The sequence below is a fragment of the Polaromonas sp. P1_F9 genome, from assembly GCF_056405615.1.
Window position 1 is genome coordinate 182,280 of record NZ_JBFUBT010000006.1, and the last position, 14,301, is coordinate 196,580.

Annotated in this window: 16 protein-coding genes; 11 read left to right on the plus strand and 5 right to left on the minus strand. The window is 60.8% G+C overall.

Annotated elements, in window-relative coordinates:
• Window positions 1-23: 23 nt before the first annotated feature.
• Window positions 24-1,145 carry an FAD-dependent monooxygenase gene (locus AC1DYR_RS18225; protein ID WP_477706346.1) on the minus strand — a complete coding sequence of 374 codons (1,122 nt, stop codon included), beginning with the start codon at window positions 1,143-1,145 and terminating at the stop codon, window positions 24-26.
• A gap of 107 nt (window positions 1,146-1,252) precedes the next feature.
• Between AC1DYR_RS18225 and AC1DYR_RS18230 the strand changes: the two genes are divergently transcribed.
• Window positions 1,253-2,152, plus strand: a complete 900-nt coding sequence (locus tag AC1DYR_RS18230) for an MOSC domain-containing protein (protein ID WP_477706347.1) — start codon at window positions 1,253-1,255, stop codon at window positions 2,150-2,152.
• On the opposite strand, the gene AC1DYR_RS18235 is transcribed toward AC1DYR_RS18230, so the two are convergent.
• Window positions 2,137-3,987: a sensor domain-containing diguanylate cyclase gene (locus AC1DYR_RS18235; RefSeq protein WP_477706348.1), complete on the minus strand. Its 1,851-nt coding sequence runs from the start codon at window positions 3,985-3,987 to the stop codon at window positions 2,137-2,139. The genes AC1DYR_RS18230 and AC1DYR_RS18235 overlap by 16 nt on opposite strands.
• Window positions 3,988-4,051: 64 nt before the next feature.
• Here AC1DYR_RS18235 and ychF point away from each other — a divergent pair, with 64 nt between their 5' ends.
• The 3 genes from ychF (at window position 4,052) to AC1DYR_RS18250 (ending at window position 6,472) form a co-directional block, all read left to right on the plus strand.
• Complete coding sequence (gene ychF / locus AC1DYR_RS18240) at window positions 4,052-5,143, plus strand: redox-regulated ATPase YchF (RefSeq protein ID WP_457281046.1); 1,092 nt, start codon at window positions 4,052-4,054, stop codon at window positions 5,141-5,143.
• Window positions 5,144-5,336: 193 nt separating this feature from the next.
• Window positions 5,337-5,693: a RidA family protein gene (locus AC1DYR_RS18245; protein WP_457281045.1), complete on the plus strand. Its 357-nt coding sequence runs from the start codon at window positions 5,337-5,339 to the stop codon at window positions 5,691-5,693.
• Window positions 5,694-5,734: 41 nt separating this feature from the next.
• Window positions 5,735-6,472: an rRNA pseudouridine synthase gene (locus AC1DYR_RS18250; RefSeq protein ID WP_477706349.1), complete on the plus strand. Its 738-nt coding sequence runs from the start codon at window positions 5,735-5,737 to the stop codon at window positions 6,470-6,472.
• Between the two features lie 15 nt (window positions 6,473-6,487).
• Here AC1DYR_RS18250 and AC1DYR_RS18255 read toward each other — a convergent pair whose 3' ends face one another.
• Window positions 6,488-6,970, minus strand: coding sequence for a YqaA family protein (locus AC1DYR_RS18255; RefSeq protein WP_477649934.1), 483 nt, complete (start codon window positions 6,968-6,970; stop codon window positions 6,488-6,490).
• 143 nt (window positions 6,971-7,113) lie between these two features.
• Between AC1DYR_RS18255 and dusB the strand changes: the two genes are divergently transcribed.
• The 3 genes from dusB to purH are packed head-to-tail and all read left to right on the plus strand — an operon-like array spanning window position 7,114 to window position 10,096.
• Window positions 7,114-8,220: a tRNA dihydrouridine synthase DusB gene (gene dusB / locus AC1DYR_RS18260; protein ID WP_477706350.1), complete on the plus strand. Its 1,107-nt coding sequence runs from the start codon at window positions 7,114-7,116 to the stop codon at window positions 8,218-8,220.
• A complete protein-coding gene (locus tag AC1DYR_RS18265; RefSeq protein WP_348047983.1) occupies window positions 8,217-8,453 on the plus strand; it encodes a Fis family transcriptional regulator in 237 nt (78 codons plus the stop codon). The genes dusB and AC1DYR_RS18265 overlap by 4 nt, the downstream gene beginning before the upstream one ends.
• A 59-nt stretch (window positions 8,454-8,512) precedes the next feature.
• Entirely contained in the window at window positions 8,513-10,096 is a 1,584-nt protein-coding gene (purH, locus tag AC1DYR_RS18270; RefSeq protein WP_477706351.1) for a bifunctional phosphoribosylaminoimidazolecarboxamide formyltransferase/IMP cyclohydrolase, read from the plus strand.
• A 243-nt stretch (window positions 10,097-10,339) separates the two neighbouring features.
• Here the strand turns inward: purH and hemL are convergent, their stop codons facing one another.
• Together hemL and thiD are read right to left on the minus strand one after the other, a co-directional pair.
• Window positions 10,340-11,680 (minus strand): glutamate-1-semialdehyde 2,1-aminomutase, encoded by a 1,341-nt coding sequence (gene hemL / locus AC1DYR_RS18275; protein ID WP_477706352.1) that lies wholly within the window; start codon window positions 11,678-11,680, stop codon window positions 10,340-10,342.
• On the minus strand, window positions 11,661-12,626 hold the full coding sequence (gene thiD / locus AC1DYR_RS18280) for a bifunctional hydroxymethylpyrimidine kinase/phosphomethylpyrimidine kinase (protein ID WP_477706353.1): 966 nt from the start codon (window positions 12,624-12,626) through the stop codon (window positions 11,661-11,663). The genes hemL and thiD overlap by 20 nt, the downstream gene beginning before the upstream one ends.
• A gap of 82 nt (window positions 12,627-12,708) precedes the next feature.
• Between thiD and AC1DYR_RS18285 the strand changes: the two genes are divergently transcribed.
• From AC1DYR_RS18285 to AC1DYR_RS18300, 4 genes are all read left to right on the plus strand, one after another.
• Window positions 12,709-12,882, plus strand: coding sequence for a rubredoxin (locus AC1DYR_RS18285; RefSeq protein ID WP_092131853.1), 174 nt, complete (start codon window positions 12,709-12,711; stop codon window positions 12,880-12,882).
• A gap of 73 nt (window positions 12,883-12,955) precedes the next feature.
• A complete protein-coding gene (locus AC1DYR_RS18290; RefSeq protein WP_477706354.1) occupies window positions 12,956-13,354 on the plus strand; it encodes a response regulator in 399 nt (132 codons plus the stop codon).
• Window positions 13,354-13,719 (plus strand): response regulator transcription factor, encoded by a 366-nt coding sequence (locus AC1DYR_RS18295; RefSeq protein WP_007864987.1) that lies wholly within the window; start codon window positions 13,354-13,356, stop codon window positions 13,717-13,719. The genes AC1DYR_RS18290 and AC1DYR_RS18295 overlap by 1 nt, the downstream gene beginning before the upstream one ends.
• Before the next feature lie 21 nt (window positions 13,720-13,740).
• Complete coding sequence (locus AC1DYR_RS18300) at window positions 13,741-14,271, plus strand: chemotaxis protein CheW (RefSeq protein ID WP_092131850.1); 531 nt, start codon at window positions 13,741-13,743, stop codon at window positions 14,269-14,271.
• The last annotated feature ends 30 nt before the right edge of the window (window positions 14,272-14,301 follow it).

The following is a 14,301-nucleotide window of genomic DNA, read 5'->3' on the forward strand; positions in this document are numbered from 1 at the left end:
GTACCAGTCTGTTTCTCAGTCGTTCATAAACCCGCGGCTTGCCGCGTCAGCCAGGCCTTGAGCAAACCGCTTCGCTCGAACCCCTTCATGCCCCAATTACGCAGGGCCTGCCAGCGCCCATCGGTTTGCGCAAAAATCCCGTGCAATCCGTCGGTGACCGCACCCATTGCCGCCACATCGGCCTTGCGGGCTCTTTCGTAGCGCCGCAACAGTTTTTCATCACCCAATCCGCGCCAGTACTCACGTTGTGAAATCACTTCGGCCAGGCAAGCCGCATCGGCCAGGCCCAGGTTCAACCCTTGGCCGGCCAGCGGGTGTACCGTATGCGCCGCATCGCCCGCCAAAGCCCATCCGGGGCCTACCCAGTGCCCGGCACTTGACAGGGAAAGCTGCCAGCTTGCCCGCTCGCTTGTCAGGCGCAGGTTGCCGGTCTCTTCACCGCACACGGCCTTGAGGGTATTGCAAAATTCTTCCGGGGGCATTTTTTCAAGCACCGCAGCGCGCTGTACAGGGACAGACCACACCAGCGCCGCCAAGTTCCCGTTGGCACCCGATAAAGGCAAAAGAGCCAGTATGTCGCCGTTGGTAAACCACTGGCGTGCAATGCCGCCATGGGGCTTGTCCAGCTCAAGCCGTGCTGCGACGGCCTTTTGCGGATAGGGCTTGATGGTCCAGTTGACCGGCCGGATCCGGGCGAACTCATCACGGCTGGCGCTTTTTTGGCCTTCGCAAATCACATTGAGCGCGGCTTTGGCAGGCGCGTCCACTGTCTCGATTTGCGGCTGGTAGCGAACTGCCTGGCTCAATTGCTGCTCCAGCGCCGGGACGTCCACAATCCAGGCCAGCGCTTCCTGGCCGACACTGCGCGCCGTGAAATCCAGCTTGCCGCCGTTGTCTCCCCAAACCTGCATTTCGACCACCGGCGTGGCAAAGGCCGCGTCGGGCCAGGCGCGCAGGGTTTCCAGCACGCTGCGCGACGCGCTGTTGAGGGCGTAAGCACGTACATCGGGCGTGGTGTGCACCCCTGGCGGCTTTTCAGGCCGGGTGACCAACGCTACGCGCAGGCGCTCCCGCGCCAGCAACAGGGCCAGCGTGCTGCCTACCACGCCATCGCCGCGAATACAGACATCAAAGGTCTTGGACATGGCCCATTTTAGGAGGCAAGGCAAAATTGGTGCTTTGGGGCACGCAATCCTTGCCCGGTTTCCGTTCCGGCTTCCTGAACATAAAGGCTTCAAAAGTGAGTGATCCATTGAACGAAACATTACCCGACGACGCACCTTCTGACCTCAGGGCCGTGATTTCGCGCCTTTATGTGTACCCGGTGAAATCCTGTGCCGGCGTGCAGGTGCAGGATGCCCTGTTGACCGAAACCGGGCTGGAATTTGACCGTGCCTGGATGGTGGTGGACAGCAAGGGCGAGTTCCTCACCCAGCGTGAGTTGCCGCGCATGGCATTGATCAGGCCTCAGCTGAGGCACCATGACATGGTGCTGCGAGCGCCCGGCATGCTGGCCCTTCACATTGCGCTGGACCAGGTGGAAGAGCCGGTTCGCGTGCGGGTCTGGAAAGACGAAGTTCAGGCGTATGACATGGGTGCCATCGCGGCGCAATGGTTCACCGACTTCCTGGGCCAGACTGCACGCCTGGTGCGGTTTGACCCCGACCACAAGCGGGTTTGCAGTCCGCAGTGGACCGGCGATATGGAAGCGCTTAACCAGTTCAGCGACGGTTACCCGTTGCTGGTACTCAGCGAAGCTTCATTGGCGAATTTCAACGAAAAGCTGGGGGCTGCCGGCACCCCTGCGGTGGGCATGGAGCGCTTTCGTCCAAACATCGTCCTGGGCGATGCCGCTGGTGCCGACAGTCTGGCGCCGCACGATGAGGACCGTATCGAGGTACTGCAGGTCGCCACGGCGCAAGGCGTCGTCCAGCTCAAGCCGGTCAAGCCATGTCCACGCTGCCCGATTCCGAATATCGATCCCGCGACGGCTGTCAGCAGCCCGGAAGTGGGCGATATGCTGCAAACCTATCGCCAGGATGCACGGGTAAACGGCGCTCTGACGTTCGGCATGAATGCCATTGTGCTGGCGGGCATTGATCACCAGCTCAAGGTGGGCCAGCCGGTGGGTGCGAGTTATCTGTTTGAATGACTCTTGACCGCCCGCAGGGGCGGCGGGGCGTGGGTGGCCGTGGACGCAGGGAGCGCCTCTGGTGCCTGCGGGCCGCTTGAGAGGCTGTCCAGCGTTGATTCGGTATCCAGCGGCATGGGGTGTGTCGACTCCGGTTCGAGAAAGCGGATGGGCCGGCGGGTGCGAGCCGCCATGCTGTGCAGCAGGTCGGCCAGGGCCGTGGAAATTTCCTCGTGGCTGCCAAGGCGCTCGCTCAGTAGCACGCCCGCGACATGAAATTGCAGAACGACCTCCGGTTTCAGGCCCTTGAGCGGCATGAGGCCGGCCGCGATCAGGCGTGCAGCCAGGTCGGTGACGGGTGGGCGTGATGCGACGCCTTCAAGAATGAGGCCGAAGCGCGCCTCGTCGATGCGACCCACGGTGTTGACATCGCGCAGAAGCCGGCGCAACTTGATCACGCTTCGCAGCAGGCTTTGCTCGGCCACCGCTGTGCCCCAGGTTTTCTTGATGTACCGGTAGTTGACCAGCTCGATGTACACCACAGCCGCCGGCTCCTTGTGGCGCTGTGCCCGGCCCACCACCTGTTTGAAGCGGTCGTGGAAAAGATGTGCGGCAAGCAGGCCGGTGAGGGCGTCCTGGCTGGACATGGCCTGCTCGCGCGCTTCCACCGCGTGGCGCTCATGTGAACGCGTGTTTAGCGCCACCAGCAGCAGGGGCACCTCAATGGTCAGCGCTGCCATCAGGCCGTAATGAGACAGCCACGACAGGGAAAACAGGCCCAGGATGCTGATAACGGTGAGGAGCGTTACCAGCCCCAGCGGAGAGAAAGCCGCCAGTACCCAGAAACCCACGACATCTTGGCGTCGCCACGTCATGTAGGCCCGGCTTGTTCCCAGTGCAACAACGGCAACCAGGTAAGTTCCCAGGAGGCCTATGCCCAGACCGCGCTCCAGCACAAGATAAGCCAGCGCCAGCGGCGCTCCGGCCATGCCTGTCCAGTAGGCCAGCCGTTCGAACCACTTGTGGCGTGAACCGGTGCCGCACAGGTGATGCACGACCAGCAGCGCCGAGCCGCCGCCCAGCATGGCGAGAAAGCCCTGCGCCATGTTGTTCCAGGTGCTGAAGTTGCCCCAGAGAAGATGTCCAGCCACTCCCGTCCATGCGGCTACGACGAGGACCATGATGACGGCGTACACGGAATACCACCCATAGGCCCGGTCGCTGTAAACCCAGCTCTGGGCAACGCAGGCAATGATCAACAGCACCAGTGCGCCAAATACCACGCCAATCGCGAGGTATTCCAGCTGAAGCCGCTGCGTCAGATTGCCTCGCGTGCTGACCCGAACCGGAATGCTGACTTCCGTCTGGTGCTGTATGCGCACATACACGTCATGCACGCCGTTGTCCGGCAGGTTCAGGCGGAAATGCCCGTAACGGCCGGGTTCGGGCCAGCTGGAGACCGGCACGGTGTCCCCGGCAGTTTCGGCAATCCACCCTCCCGACGGTGCACGCTGGTACACCGTCGCCAGGTCCAGCAGGGGCAGGGGAAACTCAAGCAACCAGTCCTGGCGCGAACCGGATGACCTGGCAAAACGGTAATGCAGCCAGAGCGCCGCGTGCGGGCCGAGCGAATGCACCGTATCGGCAACCGAGGGGACGAACAAGGCCCCTGGATGGCCGCCGGCCAATTGGTCGATGCCGGCCTGGCCGTCGCTGTCAACCCATGACAAACTCGCCGCTGCTACGTCCAGGGTCGGCTTGGCGTCGCTTAAAGCCACGATGGGCTGGGCCTGTGCAGGATTCGCCAGAGTACCCAAAAAACCGGCCAGCACAAAGATGGCGAATACCTGCCGCAAAGCACTCCAACCCCGGCCGGGCGCGCATCGAATACACTTCTCAGCCTGTTTTTGAAGGTTTCTCATGAGTTTGAAGTGCGGCATTGTAGGCTTGCCTAACGTCGGTAAATCCACCCTTTTCAATGCGTTGACCAAAGCGGGGATCGCGGCTGAAAACTACCCCTTTTGCACCATTGAGCCCAATGTTGGCATCGTGGAAGTGCCCGACCCGAGGTTGGCGCAATTGGCTGAAATCGTCAAGCCTGAGCGCATTGTTCCGGCGATCGTCGAATTTGTGGACATTGCAGGCCTGGTGGCGGGCGCCAGTACGGGCGAGGGACTGGGCAACAAGTTCCTGGCCCATATCCGCGAAACCGACGCCACAGTCAATGTGGTGCGTTGCTTTGAAGATGACAACGTGATCCACGTTGCCGGCAAGGTGGACCCGATTTCCGACATCGAAGTCATCCAGACGGAGCTTTGTCTGGCCGACCTGGCAGCAGTTGAAAAAGCCCTGCACCGCGTGACCAAGACGGCCCGCTCGGGCGACAAGGAGTCTGTCAAGCTGGTTGCCATCCTGGAGAAATGCCAGGCCGCGCTCAATGAAGGCAAGCCGGTGCGCACTGTGGACTTCAGCAAGGAAGAACTGCCGCTGCTCGGCCAGTTTTTCCTGATCACCGCCAAGCCGGCCATGTTTGTGGCCAATGTGGCGGAAGACGGCTTCGAGAACAACCCCTTCCTTGACCGCCTCAAGGCTTACGCGGCAGAGCAAAAGGCGCCGGTCGTGGCGATCTGCGCCAAGATGGAAGCCGAAATGGCCGACATGGAGGAAGAGGACAAAAAGATGTTCCTCGCGGAGATCGGACAGGACGAGCCAGGCCTCAACCGCCTCATCCTGGCGGCGTACAAGCTGCTGGGTCTGCAGACCTATTTCACCGCGGGCGTGAAAGAAGTGCGCGCCTGGACCATCCACGTGGGCGACACCGGCCCGCAAGCCGCGGGCGTCATTCACACCGACTTTGAAAAGGGCTACATCCGCGCCCAGACGATTGCGTTTGCCGATTTCATCGCCTACAAAGGCGAGCAGGGCGCGAAGGATGCCGGCAAGATGCGCAGTGAAGGCAAGGAATACGTCGTCAAGGATGGCGACGTGATGAACTTCCTGTTCAGCAGCTGAGCTGCCAAGGCCCCGGGGGCAACCTGAGGGGCCGATTTACTGCGCGCCCGGACATCACGGTGGCGGCATCATGGAAGAAGTCGCGCCACAATACCTCACGACGACCTGCACCATCGTGTGGTGGCCCCGTTGCCTGCTTGCCAGAGCAGGCCATTCCCCTGAAACCCTCGCTTTGAGAGAGAAAGAGAACATCATGTCCATCCAGCGCATCGAAACCGGCCCACGCATGTCCCAGGCCGTTATCCACAACAAGACCGTTTACCTGGCAGGCCAGGTGGCCGGCAACGACGCCGGCTCCGGCGTGTACGAGCAGACCCTCAGCATCCTGGCCAATATCGACCGCCTGCTGGCAGCAGCCGGCAGCGACAAGTCGCTTCTGCTCAGCGCTACGATCTGGTTGACCGATATGGACAGCTTCGGTGAAATGAACCGTGCCTGGGAAACCTGGGTGGTGCCCGGCGCCACGCCTGCGCGTGCCACGGTCATGAGCCCGCGCCTGGCGGCGCCGCAGTACCACGTGGAAATCGGTGTGGTGGCGGCCCAAGGCTGATCTCTCATCCACGCTTGACCCGCCATGAAGGCCACGCCGCGATGACAGAACCCGTTCGCCTTGCCAAACGCCTGGCTGAAATGCTGTCCTGTTCACGCCGCGAAGCCGAGCAGTACATCGAAGGCGGCTGGGTCACTGTTGACGGGGTGACTGTCGAAGAGCCCCAGTTCCGGGTATCGGACCAGGCCATCGTGCTGGACAAGGATGCCAGCCTGCTGGCGATGACGCCGGTGACTTTGCTGCTGCACAAGCCGGCCGGTCAGGACGCGAGTTCCGATGGCGGCGCGGCGCAGGTGGTCCGGTTGCTGTCGGCCGCTACGCAATCGCCCGACGACCGCTCCGGCATCCGGCCGCTCAGGAAGCATTTCTCCACGGCGGAACTGGTGACGCCGCTGGCAGCACCTGCCAGCGGATTGGTCGTGCTGACGCAGGACTGGCGCGTGGTGCGTAAGCTGCGCGAAGACGCCCGCGTGATGGAGCATGAAGTGATCGTCGATGTCAGCGGTGACATCAAACCCGGCGGGCTGGACCGGCTGAACCGCGTGGACCACGGGTTTACCTTCAAGGGTGTTCTGTTGCCGCCGGCCAAGGTGAGTTGGCAAAGTGAAAAGCGCTTGCGCTTTGCCCTCAAGGGTGAAATCCCGGGGCAGATTGCCTACATGTGCGAGAGCGTCGGCCTTCAGGTGCAAGGCATGAAACGGCTGCGTATCGGCCGTGTGGCGATGAGCCAGCTGCAACCCGGCCAGTGGCGCTACCTGCTGCCACACGAACGCTTCTGATCCTTCTTCTGATGCCTATCCGGTCACCACGCCTGGAAAGGCCCAGATCAGGCTGCCGGTCATCAAAAAGTAGCGCAAAAATTTACCGACCGCCATGTAAGCCAGGCAGGGCCAGAACGGAAACTTGAGCCAACCCGCGACCGCGCACAGCGGGTCTCCGACCACCGGCAACCAGGCCAGCAGGCAGGCTTTCGGGCCGAGTGTCTCCAGCCATCGCACTGCACGGCCGTGATGCGATGAATGTTGGTATTTGTCCACCACCTTGTGGGCGCCGTAACCCATCCACCAGTCGAGCGCGCCGCCCAGCGTGTTGCCCGCAGTTGCTACCAGCACAGCGGGCCAGAACATGGCGGGGTTGAGCTTGACCAGGCCGAAGACCACCGGCTCCGAGCCCAGCGGCAGCAGTGTGGCCGAAATGAAGGAAACCACAAACACCGTGCTCAAGCCGTATTCGGGCAGGGCCAAAAGTTCTATCAGGCGGTGAATCCATGCTTCCATATATCTATTTGAGTATAGGCAAGGCGGGCCAGTCACCGTGTCAGGAAGACGCTTACAACTCCGTGTGCAAATTTCAATTGCTGAAATTTTGGGCAGGTACAATCGTGCCTCCTTTTTCAGCAACCTCGCAGCGCTCACTTCCCATGAACATCGGCCCTTACGCTTTGGCGAACAACCTGTTTGTCGCGCCCATGGCCGGTGTCACGGACAGGCCGTTCCGACAGCTGAGCAAGAAGCTCGGTGCGGGCTATGCGGTCAGCGAGATGGTGACCTCTCGCCGCGAGCTGTGGAACACACTGAAGACCTCTCGTCGCGCCAACCACGAGGGTGAGGCCGCGCCGATCGCTGTGCAGATCGCCGGCACCGACGCGCAGATGATGGCCGAGGCGGCCGCCTACAACATCGACCGCGGCGCGCAGATCATCGACATCAACATGGGCTGCCCGGCCAAGAAGGTTTGCAACAAGTGGGCGGGCTCGGCGCTGATGCAGGACGAACCCCTGGCGCTGCAGATTTTGGATGCTGTGGTCGCCGCCTGCGTGCCGCACGGCGTGCCGGTCACGCTCAAGATGCGCACCGGCTGGTGCCAGGCTGAAAAGAACGCCCTGGCGATTGCCCGCGCCGCCGAAAGTGCCGGCGTGCAGATGATCACCGTGCATGGCCGCACGCGCGAGCAGGGCTACAAAGGGCATGCCGAATACGACACGATTGCCGCCGTGAAAGCCGCGCTGCGCATTCCGGTGGTGGCCAATGGCGACATCACCAGTCCTGAAAAAGCGCGTGATGTGCTGGCGTATACCGGTGTCGATGCCGTGATGATCGGCCGCGCTGCGCAGGGACGCCCGTGGATTTTTCGCGAGATTTCACATTTCCTTTCAAGCGGCACGCATCTTGCGCCGCCGCTGGTGGCTGAAGTTGAACGCCTGCTGCTGGACCATTTGCGCGACCACTACGATTTGTACGGTGAATACACCGGCGTGCGCACGGCGCGCAAACACATCGGCTGGTATGTGAAGACCTTGCCCGGCGGTGAGGGGTTTCGCGCGCAGATGAACCTGCTGGAAGACTGTGAAGCGCAACTGAAGGCGGTGAGTGTTTTTTTTGAAGGGCTGGGCGCGCAGATGGACCGGATTCCGGCCGCTGCCGTCGAGGTTGATGACGAGGGCGTGCCTGCGCAGGCATGGGCGAACAAAGATAAAAATCATAAAAATCAGGAAAATCAGGAAAATCAGGAAGAAGCTGCTGCATGAGCAAAAAACACATCGAAGAGTGCGTACGCACCAGCCTGGAAGGCTATTTCAAGGACCTGCGTGGCACCGAGCCCGACGGCATGTACGAGATGATGGTCAAGGTGGTGGAAAAACCGCTGCTGGAAGTTGTCATGCAACATGCCGAGCAAAACCAGTCGCGCGCCGCCGAATGGCTGGGCCTGAACCGCAACACCCTGCGCAAGAAGCTGGTTGAGCACAAGCTCATCAAATAAAAAACACGCTCCCATGGCCCGGCTCCTTCGCCGGCCATCCTCCTTTAGAGAAGACAAAAATGAACGCACTGATATCCGTTTCGGACAAAACCGGCATCCTCGAATTCGCGCAGGCGCTGCATGCCCTGGGCGTCAAGCTGCTGTCCACGGGCGGCACGGCCAAGCTGCTGGCTGACGCCGGCCTGCCGGTGACCGAAGTCGCCGACCACACCGGCTTCCCGGAAATGCTCGACGGCCGTGTCAAGACGCTGCACCCGAAGATCCACGGCGGCTTGCTGGCCCGGCGCGATGTGCCGGAGCACATGGCCGCATTGAAAACCCACGGCATTGACACCATCGACCTGCTGGTGGTCAATCTTTACCCGTTTGAGTCCACCGTTGCCAAGCCCGGTTGTACGCTGGAAGACGCGATTGAGAACATCGACATCGGCGGCCCGGCCATGGTGCGCTCCGCGGCCAAGAACTGGAAAGACGTGGGCGTGTTGACTGATGCCTCGCAGTATGAAGGTGTGCTGGCCGAATTGAAAACCGGCGGCAAACTGACCGACAAGACCAAGTTCGCCTTGTCGGTAGCGGCATTCAACCGCATTAGCCAGTACGACGGTGCGATCAGCGACTATCTCTCCGGCATTCAGGCCGATGGCAGCCACGGCATGTTCCCCGGCCAGGCCAATGGGCGTTTTGTCAAAGTGCAGGACCTGCGTTACGGCGAAAACTCGCACCAGCAAGCCGCGCTGTACCGCAACCTGCACCCGGCACCCGGCTCGCTGGTCATGTCCAAACAGCTGCAGGGCAAGGAACTCAGCTACAACAACATCGCAGACGCTGACGCCGCCTGGGAATGTGTCAAGAGTTTCGACCTGATCAAGGACGGCGCTGCCTGCGTGATCGTCAAACACGCCAACCCGTGCGGCGTGGCGGTCGGCAAGGAAGCCCTCGAGGCTTACAGCAAGGCATTCAAGACCGATCCGACCTCGGCTTTCGGCGGCATCATCGCGCTGAACTGTCCGCTCGACGAGCGCGCCGCGCGCGAGATCTCCAAACAGTTCGTCGAGGTGCTCATCGCGCCGGCCTTCAGCCCTGAAGCGCTGGAAGTCTTCAGGACCAAGGTCAATGTGCGCATTCTGCAGATCGACCTGCCGCCCGGTGGCGACACCGCGTGGAAGCAGGGCCGCAACCTGGTGGACGTGAAAATTGTCGGCTCGGGTTTGTTGATGCAGACCGCCGACAACCACGAACTCGCCATCGGCGACCTGAAAGTCGTCAGCAAAGCGCAGCCGACGCAGGAGCAACTGCACGACCTGCTGTTTGCCTGGAAGGTCGCCAAGTACGTCAAGTCCAACGCGATTGTCTTCTGCAAGGACGGCATGACGATGGGCGTGGGGGCCGGTCAGATGAGCCGCATCGATTCGGCGCGTATTGCGTCGATCAAGGCAGCCAATGCCAACCTCACGCTGCAGGGTTCAGCGGTGGCGAGCGACGCGTTTTTCCCCTTCCGCGATGGGCTCGATGTGGTGGTGGATGCCGGCGCGACCTGCGTGATCCAGCCCGGCGGCAGCATGCGGGACGACGAGGTGATCGCGGCAGCCGATGAGCGCGAAGTGGTGATGGTGCTGACCGGGGTCCGGCATTTCCGGCATTAAATCACGCTTTAAGGGTTTTTGATCGATAACCCAATAGGGACGGGCGCGAGCAGATATTGAATTGATAGCGGTAGGCGCTTCTTCCCTGTTCTTGGGAGCGAACCAAAGGCGGGGCAAGAACCTGCCACGGCGCCCTCAGCCTTCATGTGAATGAATGCTTGCTATTGATTTAATAGCTGCTTGCGCACATCCGCATTGGCCTGGAGCCCGAATAGACAAAATATAGTCGGCGTGAAGCCGGCTTCAGCCTGCAGCAAAGAACTTCGCTGCTGCGGCCACGGTGGCCTCTATATCCGCGTCCGTATGCGCCGAACTCACAAAGCCCGCTTCATACAGCGCCGGCGCGTAGTAGACGCCGCTGTCCAGCATGGCATGGAAGAAGCGGTTGAACGCAGGGCTGTCGGTCGTCATCACGGTCGCGTAGTTCTGCGGCAGCTGGTCGAGCAGGAAAAAGCCGAACATGCCGCCCTCGCTGTCGCCGCAAAACGGTACGCCGGCTTTGCTGGCAGCCTGTGTCAGGCCGGTGATCAGGCTGCGGGTGCGGGCGCCAAGCGCTTCGTAAAAACCGGGTTTGGCGATCTCGCGCAAGGTTGCCAGGCCGCAGGCCGTGGCCACCGGGTTGCCTGAGAGCGTGCCGGCCTGGTAGACCGGGCCCAGCGGCGCCAGCTGCTCCATCACGGCGCGGGTACCGCCAAACGCTGCAAGGGGCATGCCGCCACCGATCACCTTGCCCATGACCGTCATGTCGGGCTTGAAGCCGGGAATGCTGCGGGCGTAAACGCTTTGGGCGCCGCCCAGCGCCACGCGAAAACCGGTCATGACCTCGTCGAACACCAGCAGTGCGCCATATTGCATGCACAGTTCACGGCAGCGTTTCATGAAGGGCAAGCTGGCACGCACGAAGTTCATGTTGCCGGCGATCGGTTCGATCATCAGGCAGGCGATGTCCTTGCCGTGCAAGGCAAAGGCTTCCTCCAGCTGGGCAAGGTGGTTGTATTCAAGCACCAGGGTGTGCTGCACCACTTCGGGCGGCACACCTGCGCTGGTCGGGTTGCCGAAAGTGGCCAGCCCAGAGCCGGCCTTCACCAGCAGGGCATCCGCATGGCCGTGGTAGCAGCCCTCGAACTTGATGATCTTGCTGCGGCCCGTGGCGCCGCGCGCCAGGCGGATGGCGCTCATGGCGGCTTCGGTGCCCGAGCTCACCAGCCGCACCATTTCTAGGGACGGCACCAGGCGCACGATTTCTTCGGCGAGCTCCACTTCACGCTCGGTCGGTGCGCCGTAGGAAAAGCCCTCCAGCACGGCTTTTTGCACGGCTTCGATCACCGCCGGATGGCCGTGGCCCAGGATCATGGGACCCCAGGAGCCGATGTAGTCGATGTAACGCTGGCCGTCCGCGTCCCAGAAGTAGGCGCCTTGGGCGCGCTGGATAAAGCGGGGTGTGCCACCGACCGCCTTGAAAGCGCGGACCGGGGAATTGACGCCGCCGGGGATCAGTTTTTTGGCGCGCTCGAACAGCGCGTCGTTATGGGAAAGTCCGGCGGGAACGGATTTGGCAGGGGGCTTAGTGTTTGGTTGTTCCATTGGGGGGAAGGTCAATTTCAGTCTTCAAAACCAGGGCGGCATCATCGCCAGCCTCGGCATCGGCCGCTTCGTCTTCCGATTCATCGACGTCGGCCTGTGCCCAGAACAGGCGGTCCGGCACGATATTGCCCATGCCGGGATGAAAGCCGGCATCCAGGCTGTGGTCCAGGTAAGTCAGTGCCTCGGAGGTGGCCGCCTGCAGGTCGTGGCCGTTGGCCAGCAGTGCGCAAAGGGCCGCAGACAGCGTATCACCCGCGCCGGCAAAGACCGCCTCGAAGCGCTCGAATTTCTCGCTGTAAAGCACGGCTTGCGGCGTGGCCAGCACGTTGTCGATGAACTGGTCGGGCATGGGGATTCCGGTGACCAGCGTGTAGGGAACACCCAGATCGGCGGCGGCCTTGGCAATGTCCCGGGCCGAGGGATTGCGCTCCCCGGCCCAGTCCGGCAGCAGCCAGCGCCACAGGCTGCTGTGGTTGCCGACCAACACTGTGGTTTGCGGCAGCATCAGCTCGCGAAAGGCGTCCAGATAGCTGTCGATTTCGCTTTCTTCCCACCACGACAGGTTGGGCATATAGGCGATCAGCGGCACATCGGCATAGTCCGAGGCGATCTCGGCAATGGTGCTGATGTTCTCGGGGCTGCCGACAAATCCGACCTTGATGGCGGATACCGCCATGTCCTCCAGCGCTGAACGCGCCTGGTCGGTTACAGCCTCTTCGTCGAATGAAAAATGGTCGAAAATTTCGGCTGTGTCGCGCACATAAGCGCCTGTTACAACTGCCAGCGCGTGGGCTCCGGCAGAGGTGATCGATGCAATATCCGCAGTCAGTCCGCCCGCTCCGCTGGGGTCGTTGGCGTTGAATGTCATGACGCAAGCCGGCGATGCGTCGGTATCCTCGATTTGGAGTTGTCGGCTGTCCAGCTGAGGATTTTTGGGGTTTGCCATAGGCTGCGATTTTGCCTTGTACGCGAATAAGCAACGCCGCCTCGATACAATTGTTGCATTCTATTCGAAGGCAACTTAAGCTGTGACTCAATCAATGACGTGGATGTGTTTAATTTGTGGGTGGATTTACGACGAAGCTGCCGGTGCGCCCGAACATGGGATTGCGGCCGGGACGCCATGGGCGCAAGTGCCCATGAACTGGACCTGTCCCGAATGCGGAGCCCGCAAGGAAGACTTTGAAATGGTTCAGATTTAAGCGTCTTAGGCACTTGCCTGGACAATCGCAGGCCGGCATTTGCCGAGGGCCTGCAACATGAGGAGCATAGGCAGTGAGTATTCCCAGTTCCGGACTGAAGGTTTTGGTCATCGATGACAGTAATACCATTCGGCGTAGCGCCGAGATATTCCTGAAGCAGGGCGGACATGAAGTATTGCTGGCCGAAGACGGGTTTGATGSCCTGTCCAAGGTTAACGACTACGAACCCAACCTGATCTTCTGCGACATTTTGATGCCCCGCCTGGATGGCTATCAAACCTGTGCGATTATCAAGCGCAACGCAAAGTTTGCTGGTGTCCCGATCGTCATGCTGTCTTCAAAAGACGGCGTTTTCGACAAGGCGCGGGGTCGTATGGTGGGTTCGCAAGACTACCTGACCAAGCCTTTTACAAAAGATCAGCTGCTGCAGACCGTACAGGATCTCGGCAGCGCTAAACAAGGAGTAGTGTGATGGCAATCAAGAAAATACTGGTAGTTGACGACTCCAAAACCGAATTGATGTTCTTGACCGATCTGCTGGTCAAAAATGGTTTCACCGTCAAAACTGCTGAAAATGCAGAAGACGCATTTCGCCGCCTGGCGGAAGACAAGCCCGAACTGATCCTGATGGATGTGGTGATGCCGGGGCAAAACGGGTTCCAGCTGACGCGCGCCATCACGCGCGACCCGTTGTATTCGGATATCCCCATCATGATGTGCACCAGCAAGAACCAGGAAACTGACCGTGTCTGGGGTATGCGGCAGGGCGCCCGCGACTACATCACCAAGCCTGTGGATGCTGATGAGCTGATGGCCAAAATCAAGGCCCTTGGCTGATTTACGGCGTAAAACCAAAGCATGGCGAACAGACAAGCACTTAGAGAGCTACAAACCCGGCTGGCCGACAGGTTGCAGATTGCGCGGACGCAAGGCGTTGCCGCGTCCTGGCTGGCCGTGGAGGCCGGCGGGAAGAAATACCTGTTTCCCCTGAGCCAATCCGGTGAAATTTTCCCGTGGGTCAGTACGCAGCCTGTTCCGTATACGCAAGCCTGGTTCGCCGGTGTTGCCAATTTGCGCGGTGGCCTGTTTGGTGTCGTGGATCTGGCGAGTTACGTCAGCGGCAAAGCACCCCCTCCCAAAAACGAACTTGCACGCACGGATTCCAGGCTTGTTGCACTCAACAGTGCACTGGAAGTTAACTGCGCATTGCTGATCGACAAGCTGTCCGGGCTGCGCAATCAGGAGGCGTTCAGTGATTTTTCCGAAAAAGCGCCCGACGCGCCCGATTTCTTTGGCAACCAGTACGTTGACCTTAATGGTGCGACCTGGCAGGAAATCAACCTTCAGTTGCTTGCCCAGCAAGCGCATTTTTTGACGATAGGCGCATAGCGCACACTGTTTCTCTCCCGGAAGGCTCAC

What these genes read in the sequence shown, in the direction of transcription:
- AC1DYR_RS18225 (WP_477706346.1), bottom strand. Translation starts at nt 1,145, where the DNA reads ATGTCCAAGACCTTTGATGTCTGTATTCGCGGCGATGGCGTGGTAGGC.
- ychF (WP_457281046.1), top strand. Translation starts at nt 4,052, where the DNA reads ATGAGTTTGAAGTGCGGCATTGTAGGCTTGCCTAACGTCGGTAAATCC.
- AC1DYR_RS18245 (WP_457281045.1), top strand. Translation starts at nt 5,337, where the DNA reads ATGTCCATCCAGCGCATCGAAACCGGCCCACGCATGTCCCAGGCCGTT.
- AC1DYR_RS18250 (WP_477706349.1), top strand. Translation starts at nt 5,735, where the DNA reads ATGACAGAACCCGTTCGCCTTGCCAAACGCCTGGCTGAAATGCTGTCC.
- AC1DYR_RS18255 (WP_477649934.1), bottom strand. Translation starts at nt 6,970, where the DNA reads ATGGAAGCATGGATTCACCGCCTGATAGAACTTTTGGCCCTGCCCGAA.
- dusB (WP_477706350.1), top strand. Translation starts at nt 7,114, where the DNA reads ATGAACATCGGCCCTTACGCTTTGGCGAACAACCTGTTTGTCGCGCCC.
- AC1DYR_RS18265 (WP_348047983.1), top strand. Translation starts at nt 8,217, where the DNA reads ATGAGCAAAAAACACATCGAAGAGTGCGTACGCACCAGCCTGGAAGGC.
- purH (WP_477706351.1), top strand. Translation starts at nt 8,513, where the DNA reads ATGAACGCACTGATATCCGTTTCGGACAAAACCGGCATCCTCGAATTC.
- hemL (WP_477706352.1), bottom strand. Translation starts at nt 11,680, where the DNA reads ATGGAACAACCAAACACTAAGCCCCCTGCCAAATCCGTTCCCGCCGGA.
- thiD (WP_477706353.1), bottom strand. Translation starts at nt 12,626, where the DNA reads ATGGCAAACCCCAAAAATCCTCAGCTGGACAGCCGACAACTCCAAATC.
- AC1DYR_RS18295 (WP_007864987.1), top strand. Translation starts at nt 13,354, where the DNA reads ATGGCAATCAAGAAAATACTGGTAGTTGACGACTCCAAAACCGAATTG.
- AC1DYR_RS18300 (WP_092131850.1), top strand. Translation starts at nt 13,741, where the DNA reads ATGGCGAACAGACAAGCACTTAGAGAGCTACAAACCCGGCTGGCCGAC.